The 9,443-nt window shown below is 71.2% G+C and carries 9 protein-coding genes; 4 read left to right on the forward strand and 5 right to left on the reverse strand.

Annotated features, from left to right (window positions below; genetic code table 11):
* Positions 1 to 174 precede the first annotated feature (174 nt).
* Positions 175 to 1,611, reverse strand: coding sequence for an NsdA family TPR-like regulatory protein (locus tag KDK95_RS13275; protein ID WP_212518432.1), 1,437 nt, complete (start codon positions 1,609 to 1,611; stop codon positions 175 to 177).
* Between the two features lie 254 nt (positions 1,612 to 1,865).
* On the opposite strand from KDK95_RS13275, the gene KDK95_RS13280 reads away from it, so the two are divergent.
* Positions 1,866 to 2,558 (forward strand): bifunctional DNA primase/polymerase, encoded by a 693-nt coding sequence (locus tag KDK95_RS13280; RefSeq protein ID WP_212518433.1) that lies wholly within the window; start codon positions 1,866 to 1,868, stop codon positions 2,556 to 2,558.
* A 165-nt stretch (positions 2,559 to 2,723) separates the two neighbouring features.
* On the opposite strand, the gene KDK95_RS13285 is transcribed toward KDK95_RS13280, so the two are convergent.
* Both KDK95_RS13285 and pdxH read right to left on the reverse strand, forming a co-directional pair.
* On the reverse strand, positions 2,724 to 3,425 hold the full coding sequence (locus tag KDK95_RS13285; protein WP_212518434.1) for an iron-dependent transcriptional repressor DtxR: 702 nt from the start codon (positions 3,423 to 3,425) through the stop codon (positions 2,724 to 2,726).
* 97 nt (positions 3,426 to 3,522) lie between these two features.
* A complete protein-coding gene (gene pdxH / locus KDK95_RS13290) occupies positions 3,523 to 4,197 on the reverse strand; it encodes a pyridoxamine 5'-phosphate oxidase (RefSeq protein ID WP_212518435.1) in 675 nt (224 codons plus the stop codon).
* Positions 4,198 to 4,410: 213 nt separating this feature from the next.
* Between pdxH and KDK95_RS13295 the strand changes: the two genes are divergently transcribed.
* From KDK95_RS13295 to KDK95_RS13305, 3 genes are all read left to right on the forward strand, one after another.
* The gene (locus tag KDK95_RS13295; RefSeq protein ID WP_212518436.1) at positions 4,411 to 5,514 is read left to right on the forward strand and encodes a citrate synthase 2; all 1,104 of its coding nucleotides are present in this window, start codon (positions 4,411 to 4,413) and stop codon (positions 5,512 to 5,514) included.
* 215 nt (positions 5,515 to 5,729) lie between these two features.
* Positions 5,730 to 6,863: a phosphoserine transaminase gene (gene serC, locus KDK95_RS13300; protein ID WP_307844339.1), complete on the forward strand. Its 1,134-nt coding sequence runs from the start codon at positions 5,730 to 5,732 to the stop codon at positions 6,861 to 6,863.
* A 93-nt stretch (positions 6,864 to 6,956) separates the two neighbouring features.
* Positions 6,957 to 7,229 (forward strand): hypothetical protein, encoded by a 273-nt coding sequence (locus KDK95_RS13305; RefSeq protein WP_212518437.1) that lies wholly within the window; start codon positions 6,957 to 6,959, stop codon positions 7,227 to 7,229.
* Between the two features lie 296 nt (positions 7,230 to 7,525).
* Here the strand turns inward: KDK95_RS13305 and thpR are convergent, their stop codons facing one another.
* Positions 7,526 to 8,116: an RNA 2',3'-cyclic phosphodiesterase gene (thpR, locus tag KDK95_RS13310; RefSeq protein WP_212518438.1), complete on the reverse strand. Its 591-nt coding sequence runs from the start codon at positions 8,114 to 8,116 to the stop codon at positions 7,526 to 7,528.
* Positions 8,117 to 8,162: 46 nt separating this feature from the next.
* Positions 8,163 to 9,443: MFS transporter (locus KDK95_RS13315; RefSeq protein ID WP_212518439.1), on the reverse strand; the 1,281-nt coding region annotated here is incomplete at its 5' end.

Raw genomic sequence — 9,443 nt, forward strand, 5'->3', positions numbered from 1 at the left:
CTCGCAAAATAGGCGAACTCTCCGGCGCCACGGCAGCATCGAGCACCGTGCCACGGCGACCGGATAGACGCTACTCGCCCCGGCACGCCATGCCACGCCCGCATGAGCCTTCGTCACGAAACTGCAACGCGTTTCTACCGAACGAAGAACCCAGCCGGCCGCGGAACCGCCTGCTCAGCGCGGAATCGCGGGCGCCAGCACCAGCGGGAGCGCGCTTTGGCGCACCGCGAGCCTGCCCAGCCGCTCCCGGAAGCCGCGCACGGACGCGCTGTCCTGGTACGGATCGAGCCTGCGGTCCAGGTCGTGCAGGTACTCGATGCCGCGGTGCGATCGCAGCTGGCTGAGCATCTCGATGGCCTGGGAGCCGGCGGCGCAGGCCGCCTCCACCTCGCGTTCCTGCGCGTACGCGGTGGCCACCAGCACGGTGTCCACCACCCGGCGCCGCACGTGGCCCGGCTGATGCTCGGCCAGCGCCCGCTGCGCGTGGTCCCTGGCCTGCCGCGGCTTGTCCAGGTCCCGGTAGCAGTGCGCGAACTCGTCCGCCAGGTACGCGGGCGTGAAGTGCCGGATCCAGTCCGGATCCTCCTGCGGGTTCGACTTCTCCATCTCGGCCGCGGCCTTGGACAGGGCCGCCTCGCAGGCGCGCACGTCGCCGAGCACCGCGTGCCCGCGCGCCTCCGCCGAGTGGAACATGGCGCGCACGGTCGGCGTCGCCTGCTCCCTGGCCCCCTCGCTGGCCGCGCGGGCGAGCTGGGTTATCTCGCGGGGCGAGCCGAGCTGTCCCGCCAGGTGGCTCATGCCGGCGGCCAGCACGTAGCCGCCGTACGCCCGGTCCCCGGCGGCCTGGGACAGTCGCAGAGCCTGGATGTAGTACCGCTGGGCGAGCCCGTGCCGGCCGGTGTCCACGGCCATGTAGCCCGCCAGCTCGGTGATCTGGGCCGCCGCCGAGAACAGCGCGCGCCCGGTGCGCTCCGGGTAAGTGCCCGTCAGCATCTCGGCGACCACGTCGTCGAGGTAGTGCACGACGATGGAGCGCACGTAGCCCGAGCCGAACTGGTGGTCGAGGTCGCGGAAGACCCGCGCCGCGGCGCGCAGCGCGTAGACATCGGAGGGGCCGATCCGCGGGCCGCGCCCGGCCAGCGACGGCGGCCTGGCGACCTCCGCGTCCGGCGGGGTGATCAGCCAGTCCCGGCTCGGCGCGATCAGCGCGGCGACGGCGAACGAGGACCCGAGCAGGAACTCACGGTGGCTCACATCCGCGCGCCACAGCTCCGTCACCTCCTCGATCGCCGCGGCGGTGGACGGCGCGAAGTGCAGGCCGACGCTGGACGAGCCGTTGCGCCCGTCCGCCATGCCGATCTCCTCGACGGTGACCGGGCGGCCCAGCTTGCGGCCGAGCGCCTCGGCGATCAGCGTCGGGGCCATGCCGCGCGGCTGCTGTCCGCGCAGCCAGCGGGCGACGGAGGTCTTGTCGTAGCGCAGGTCGAGTCCGTGCTCTGCGCCGACCATGTTGACGCGCCTGGCCAACCCCGCGTTCGAGCTCGCCGCCTCCTGGATCAGCGCGGCGAGCCGTTGGTTCGGCTGCCGCGGTCCCGCGGTGCGTACGGCCATCGGGCCTCCCCTATCTCCCTCGGTCCACAGGCGTTGAGCACGAGTACGGCCAACGCGCGCCCGGCCTCGCGGCCCACGCGAGCCTCCGGGTACTGCATGCGCATATGTCGCGAAGAGTAGCGGCGAATCGCTCCGAGCGGTAGCCCAGCGTAATCGCTCGGACAGAATTCGTCGTTACCCCACGGGCAGGTGATTTATTCGCCACGCCGGGGGACGCGCCGTAACCAGGACCACCGGAGCCCGGTTTCCAGCGTGTGGAGACAACTATCGCGACGGGGACGCCCCGCAAGGCGGGCGCCGACCGGACCAATCCGGAGGACCGGCTCGGTCTGCTCGACGCCGCTCTCGAATATATCGAGGATCGGCACTGGGATGTGGTTCTTGGGACGAGTGTGATCCGGGAGGACGGGTTCTGCTTCTGCTCCTGCGGGGACAGGGGGTGCGCGATGATCGGTTCGCACCCTGCGATGCGCGACTGGCAGAAGCGGATCAGCGGCCAGCCGAGCAAGGCGCACGAGTGGTGGGCGGCCAATCCGCAGGGTTCGATCATCCTGCCCACCGGCCGGGCCTTCGACGTACTCGAATGCTCCGAGGAGGCCGGGCTGCTGGCGCTGGCGCGCCTGGAGCGCTCCGGGGCGAACCCGGGGCCGGTGGCCGCGACGCCGACCCGGCGCCTGTACTTCTTCATCCTGCCGAATTCGCGCACGAAGGTCGCGAAGGCGCTGGCCGAGCTCGGCTGGGGGCGCACGGCGCTGGACCTGAACTGCCGCAGCGCCGGCGACTACATCGTCGCGCCGCCGTCCCGGATGGGCACCCGCGGCCAGGTGCAGTGGGTGCGCGGCCCGGCGGACTCGGCGCGCTGGCTGCCGGATCCGGAGGAGGTGCTGGCGCCGCTGGCCTACGCCTGCGGCCTGCACCGCGACCGCGTCGCCGGCTTCCCCCGCTGACGTGCGGGTTCGGCGCGCGCAGGCGCAGGCGCCGGGGGCGCCGCTCGCGGCCGACTCCTTATATAGCGCGCGCAACGTTCCGCGGAACGTTCAACTTAACGTTCCGCGGAACAGCGCAGTCGAGGTTCCCCCGCCTTCAGCCGGCCGTTCAGCCCGGCGGTCCGGTCAGCCCCGGTCCGCGAACACGTGCGCGGCGAGTTCGAGGTCGAGCTCGGTCGACTCCTTGGCGGCGCTCAGCAGCACCCCGCCCTCGGTCGGCGTCACCTGCACCGCGTTGCCCGGGCGCACCCCGGCGCGGCGCAGCCGGTGCATTACGTCCAGGTCCGACTGGAGCGGCTCGCCGATCCGCCGGATGACCGCCACGCCGTGCTCGCCGGCCGGCAGCGTGTGCGCGAAGTCCCGCAGCGTGACCAGGTCGCCGTCCCGGAAGCCGGTCGAGTGCAGGCCGGCGTCGAGCTCCTCCAGGCCCGGGATCGGATTGCCGTAGGGCGAGACCGTCGGGCTGCCGAGCAGCTCAAGCAGCTTCAGCTCCACCTGCTCGCTGATCACGTGCTCCCAGCGGCAGGCCTCCTCGTGCACCTCGTCCCAGGGCAGCCCGATCACGTCCACCAGCAGCCGCTCGGCCAGCCGGTGCTTGCGCATCACCCGGGTGGCCAGCTGCCGGCCGTTGTCGGTCAGCTGCAGGTGGCGGTCGCCCTCCACGGTCAGCAGCCCGTCCCGCGCCATCCTGGCCACGGTCTGGCTGACGGTCGGCCCGCTCTGCCCGAGCCGCTCGGCGATCCGGGCGCGCAGCGGGACGATGCCCTCCTCCTCGAGCTCGAAGATCGTGCGCAGGTACATCTCCGTGGTGTCGATCAGATCGCTCATGGGAGCGGCTCCCGCCGGTCTCGGCCCACCTCTTCAGGCCCGGTCAATACAGTCAAAGCCCATTGTGGCGCACCGTGCGGACCGTGGTCGCACCCGCTCAAGGGCTGAGCCGCTCGACCCGCCAGCCGTGCGGCGCCGCGGCGTCCCGGACGTACAGGATCCGGTCGTGCAGCCGGTCTGGACGGCCCTGCCAGAACTCCACGGAATCCGGACGCACCCGCAGGCCGCCCCAGTGGGCGGGACGCGGCACCACGTCCGGGAATCTGGCGTCGAACTCGGCCAGCCGCCGGTCCAGCCAGGCCCGGTCCGGGATCGTCTCCGACTGCTCACTCGCCCAGGCGCCGAGCTGGGCGCCGCGGGGACGGCTCGCGAAGTAGCCGTCGCTCTCCGCGTCCGGCACCGGCGCCACGGCGCCCTGCACGGCGACCTGACGCTGCAACGGGTACCACGGGAACAGCAGGCTGACGTTCGGATTGGCCGCGATCTGCCGTCCCTTTCGGGAGCGGAGGTTCGTGTAGAACGTGAATCCTTCCGGTCCGTACCCTTTGAGCAGCACCGTTCGGCTGGACGGGTGAGCCTCGGCGTCGGCAGTGGTCAGGACCATTGCGTTGGCTTCGAACCAGGAGGCGTCCGATTTTCGTGCAACGGCGTCGACTTCAGCGAACCAGCGGGCGAACAGGGGCTCCGGTGCGCTTGTGAGCTCAGTCACCTCAATCGCCCGTTCAGCGTAATCTCGGCGCAACCTGGAGAGTTCCGGCTGCTCAGCGGACATGTGCTCGCCTCCCAGATCTTTCGGCCCCCTGGATTTCCATCCGGCCGTTGTAGCGGTCCAATATAGGTAGCTGGCCGCACTTGGCGGGAACCTCCAAGGGCGTGCCGCCCGTTCATACAGCGCTCGACGGCGCCGCGATCCGCACGCGGACCCCGCTCGCGGCGCCGGAGAGAACCTCACGAAGGACATTTGCCACAGCAAGGGAGCCGTAGGATGCCCGACTTCGTACCCGGCCTCGAAGGCGTCGTCGCCTTCGAGACGGAGATCGCCGAACCTGACAAGGATGGCGGCTCGCTCCGATACCGCGGCGTCGACATCGAGGACCTGGTCGGGCACGTCACCTACGGGAACGTGTGGGGCCTGCTCGTCGACGGAAAGTTCAACCCGGGCCTGCCGCCGGCCGAGCCCTTCCCGCTCGCCATCCACTCCGGCGACATCCGGGTGGACGTGCAGTCCGCACTGGCCACGCTCGCGCCGATCTGGGGCCTGAAGCCGCTGCTCGACATCAGCGACGACGAGGCCCGGGACAACCTGGCCCGCGCCGCCGTCATGGCGCTCAGCTTCGTCGCCCAGTCCGCCCGCGGTATAGACCACCCGATGGTCCCGCAGCGCGAGATCGACAAGGCCGAGACCATCGTCGAGCGCTTCATGATCCGCTGGCGCGGCGAGCCGGACCCCAAGCACGTCAAGGCCGTGGACGCGTACTGGACCTCCGCCGCCGAGCACGGCATGAACGCCTCGACGTTCACCGCGCGGGTCATCGCCTCCACCGGCGCCGACGTGGCCGCCTCGCTCTCCGGCGCGGTCGGCGCGATGTCCGGCCCGCTGCACGGCGGCGCCCCCTCCCGCGTGCTGCACATGATCGAGGAGATCGAGCGCAGCGGCGATGCCAAGAAGTACGTCAAGGACATCCTGGACCGCGGCGAGCGGCTGATGGGCTTCGGCCACCGCGTCTACCGCGCCGAGGACCCGCGCGCCCGCGTGCTTCGCCGTACGGCGAAGGACCTCGACGCCCCGCGCTACGAGGTCGCGAAGGCGCTCGAGGACGCCGCGCTCGAGGAGCTGCGCGCCCGGCGCCCCGACCGCGTGCTCGAGACCAACGTCGAGTTCTGGGCCGCCATCGTGCTGGACTTCGCCGAGGTCCCGGCGAACATGTTCACCTCGATGTTCACCTGCGCCCGCACCGCCGGCTGGGCCGCGCACATCCTGGAGCAGAAGCGCACCGGCCGCCTGGTGCGCCCGTCCGCGCGCTACATCGGCCCGGGCACCCGGAAGATCCAGGACGTCGAGGGCTTCGACACCATGATCGTCCACTAGGCAAGACGGCTGGCCGAACGCCCCGCATTCCCCGCTCCGGGGGGTGTGGGGCGTCGTGTATTCCGGTAACCTCTCCTTCACGTTCTCGGACGACGACGCCCAAGAAGGCCCGGCTCCGCCGGACTCATCAGTGCGTTGACGGCACTGAGCCGGGGTCTTCTCCCGCCGGCGCGGCCGTGCCGGCGGTCCCCTCTCGAACGCCGGAGGCACGCATCGTGTCGGACACCCCCGCAATCAAGATCCCCGCTGACCTCCTTCCGTCGGACGGCCGATTCGGCTGCGGTCCCTCGAAGGTCCGCCCCGAGGCCGTGGCCGCGCTGGCCGCCCAGGGCTCGCAGCTGCTCGGCACCTCGCACCGCCAGGCGCCGGTGAAGAACCTGGTCAAGCGGGTCCGCGAAGGCGTGGACCAGCTTTTCTCGCTGCCCGAGGGCTACCAGGTGGTGCTCGGCAACGGCGGCTCCACCGCGTTCTGGGACATCGCGGCGTTCGGTCTGATCCGGGAGAAGTCGCAGCACCTGCACTTCGGCGAGTTCTCCAGCAAGTTCGCCGCCGCCGCCAAGGCCGCCCCGTGGCTGGCCGAGCCGCAGGTCATCAAGGCCGAGCCGGGCACGCACCCGCTGCCCGAGGCCGCCGCCGACGTGGACGTCTACGCGCTGACCCACAACGAGACCTCGACCGGCGTCGCGATGCCGATCCAGCGCCCGGCCGGCGCGAACGGGGACGCCCTGGTCCTGGTCGACGCCACCTCCGGCGCCGGCGGCCTGCCGGTCGACATCACCCAGGCGGACGTCTACTACTTCGCCCCGCAGAAGGTCTTCGCCTCCGACGGCGGCCTGTGGATCGGCGTGTTCTCCCCCCGCGCCCTCGAGCGCGTCGCCGAGATCTCCGGCTCGGGCAGGTACATCCCGACCTTCTTCGACCTGCCCACCGCCATCGACAACTCGGCGAAGGACCAGACGTACAACACCCCGTCCGTCGCCACCCTGTTCCTGATGGCCGATCAGCTCGACTGGCTCAACGGCAACGGCGGCCTCGACTGGGCCGTCGCCCGTACGGCCGATTCCTCGTCCCGCCTGTACGCCTGGGCCGAGAAGACCTCCTACACGACGCCCTTCGTCGCCGACCCCGCCCAGCGCTCCCAGGTCGTCGGCACGATCGACCTCGCCGACGGTATCGACGCCGTAGCCGTCTCCAAGGCGCTGCGCGCCAACGGCATCGTCGACACCGACTCGTACCGCAAGCTCGGTCGCAACCAGCTGCGCATCGCGATGTTCCCGGCCATCGAGCCGGACGACGTCGAGGCGCTCACCGCCTGCATCGACTACGTCGTCGAGCGCATCAACGGCTGATCGGACGGCAGTAAGGCTGAGCGGCGGCAACTCTCATCTCGGTGTAACGCGGTCCTGAAGTTTCCTTATAGATGTTCGCCTAGCTTCGCGATCATGCCGCGCATACTCAGGATGAGCTCGCTGCTCTCGACCGCCTCGGGCATGGCGTTGGTCATCGGCACCGCAGTACTGGTGACGGTGGCCCTCGCCATGGCCCTCGTCGGCCCGAGCCGCTCCGCAGACACGGCGCGGGGCACGTCGACGAGGTCGGTCAAGGTCGTCAGCGACCACGCCCCGGCGCCGGTGACGGTAACGACGTCGCGAGCGGTGACGGGGACGCGTGCGGCTGGCAATGCCGGCGGAAACGGGAGCGTCGAGCGCCGGTAGCCCGCGGCGCTGCACACCGGATCCGCGCTGGCAGGCGCCTCATCGGCGACGAGAGGAAAGAGCCGGACGGGGACCCTCAGTGGATGTGCTTGAGCAGCGTGCCGACGAGCACGAGGGCGAAGAGCGCCAGCAGGGTCGCGGTGACGATTCGGGTACGGATGCGCGGGTCCACCTCAACAGCATAGGCGCGCCCGCGGTGTGTTGATCGTGCCGGGCGGCTCCACCGGCCCGAAAACCCCCTCGGCCCCTCCTCGGCGAGCTGCCCCGGGGCCGTCAGCCATCGGCCGGCGACCTGCTCAGCGGCCGGTCAGCGGCCAGCGGCCGCGGCTGAGGTAGATGTTGGCCCGGCCCGCCGTCGCGGGCTTGACGGACTCGAACAGCTCCATCTCCTTGACCAGCCAGCGCGGGGTGCGGAAGGCGGCCATCCGATCGACGTAGGGCTGCAGGTCGGTCTGCGGCGGGGCCACCGCCGCCTCGGCGCCTTCGGGGAAGTCGTTGCGGACCCGGGCGAGGGTGACGTGCGGGCGGTAGGGGCGGTCGTCGATCTTGAGGCGGCAGCGGCGGGCGGCGGCGGCGACCGTCTCGGACAGGCGGCCCAGCCGGTCGCGGTCGCCCTGGACGCCCGCCCACAGGACGCGGGAGTCGAACTGGCCGCCGCCGGCCACGGACAGTTCCATGGGCGTGGCCCGGGACGCGGCCCGAGCCAGCCGCTCGGTGAGTTCGGGGAGCGTCTCCCGCGGCACGTCGCCGAGGAACGCGAGCGTGATGTGCCAGCTCTCGGGGTGGCGCCACCGCAGGTTCCCGTCCGTGTGCGGCAGCGTGCTCAACGCCGCGCGCAGTTCGAGTAGGACGGGCCGCGGCGGTACCACCGCGACGAAAAGGCGCATCGCGCACACCTCCCTAGGGAGCTGATTGATGAGTGTCAACTCATCATCATGCAGGGCGGGCGACCACTGCGATGTGCGGGCGGGCCAGCAGGCGGGTCCGGATCTGCCGATCGGTGGTCCTCGCCAGCCAGTATGCCGCGCCCAGCGCGGCCGCGGCGGTGAGCGCGCCGCACAGGGACTGGGTCCAGCGCACGCCGATCTGGCCCGCGAGCCAGCCGACGATCGGCGACCCGAGCGGCGTGCCGCCCATGAACACGAGTACGTACACGCCGGTCACCCGGCCGCGCAGTTCCGGCGCGACGGTGGTCTGCATGATCGCGTTGGCGGTGGTGGCGGTGGTCAGCCCGCAGGTTCCGGTGAGCGCGAGCAGCAGGGAGTAGGACACGATGTCCGGCATCACGGCCGCCGCGGCCTCGCCGATGCCGAACAGCAGGGCGCCGCCGACCACGAGGCGGATCCTGGCCTCGCCGCGGCGTGCGGCGAGCAGGGCGCCGAGCAGCGAGCCGACGGCCATGACCGCCGAGATCACGCCGTAGGCCGAGGCGCCGGCGTGGAAGACCTCTGTGGTGAAGAGCGGCAGCAGCACCGGGAAGTTGAGGCCGAAGGTGCCGAACACGGCGATGATGCACATGACGGCGAGCAGGTCGGGACGGGTGCGCAGGTAGCGGAAGGCCTCGCGCTGGCCGCCACCTCCGCGCCGGGCCCGCTTGTCGGAGTGCAGCGAGCGCTTGTCGATCATCGCGAGGCCGCTGACGACCGCGACGTACGAGACGGCGTTGATCAGGAACACCCAGCCGCTGCCGACGACCTCGGAGGCGAACGCGCCGATCATCAGCCCGGCGACGGCGGGGCCGAGCACGCGGGCCAGGTTGAAGTTGGCCGAGTTGAGCGCGACGGCGTTCTGCAGGTCCTCCGGGCCTACCATCTCGACCACGAAGCTCTGCCGGGCCGGGGTGTCGGCGGCGGTCACCGTGCCCAGCAGCAGCGCGAACGCGTAGATCTGCCACTCGGTGATGTGCCCGGTGACGGTCAGCACGCCGAGGATCGCGGCGAGCACGCCCATCGTGCTCTGGGTGAGCATCAGCATGGTCCGCTTCGGGAAGCGGTCGGCGAGCACTCCGCCCCAGACGGAGAACAGCAGGATCGGCAGGAACTGCAGGGCGGTGACGATGCCGAGGGCGGTGCCGCTGTGGGTGATCGTCAGAACGAGCCAGTCCTGGGCGATGCGCTGCATCCAGGTGCCGGTGTTGGACACGACCTGGCCGGCGGTGAACAGCCGGTAGTTGCGGTTCCGGAGGGAGCGGAACAGGCCGCCCCGGGAGCCGGA

This window comes from Actinospica acidithermotolerans, assembly GCF_018139625.1.
Lineage (GTDB): Bacteria > Actinomycetota > Actinomycetes > Streptomycetales > Catenulisporaceae > Actinospica > Actinospica acidithermotolerans.

Excerpts from the sequence above, each read along its gene's own strand:
- KDK95_RS13275 (WP_212518432.1), bottom strand. The coding sequence starts at position 1,611 with ATGGCCGTACGCACCGCGGGACCGCGGCAGCCGAACCAACGGCTCGCC.
- KDK95_RS13285 (WP_212518434.1), bottom strand. The coding sequence starts at position 3,425 with ATGAGCGATCTGATCGACACCACGGAGATGTACCTGCGCACGATCTTC.
- pdxH (WP_212518435.1), bottom strand. The coding sequence starts at position 4,197 with ATGTCCGCTGAGCAGCCGGAACTCTCCAGGTTGCGCCGAGATTACGCT.
- KDK95_RS13295 (WP_212518436.1), top strand. The coding sequence starts at position 4,411 with ATGCCCGACTTCGTACCCGGCCTCGAAGGCGTCGTCGCCTTCGAGACG.
- KDK95_RS13305 (WP_212518437.1), top strand. The coding sequence starts at position 6,957 with ATGCCGCGCATACTCAGGATGAGCTCGCTGCTCTCGACCGCCTCGGGC.
- thpR (WP_212518438.1), bottom strand. The coding sequence starts at position 8,116 with ATGCGCCTTTTCGTCGCGGTGGTACCGCCGCGGCCCGTCCTACTCGAA.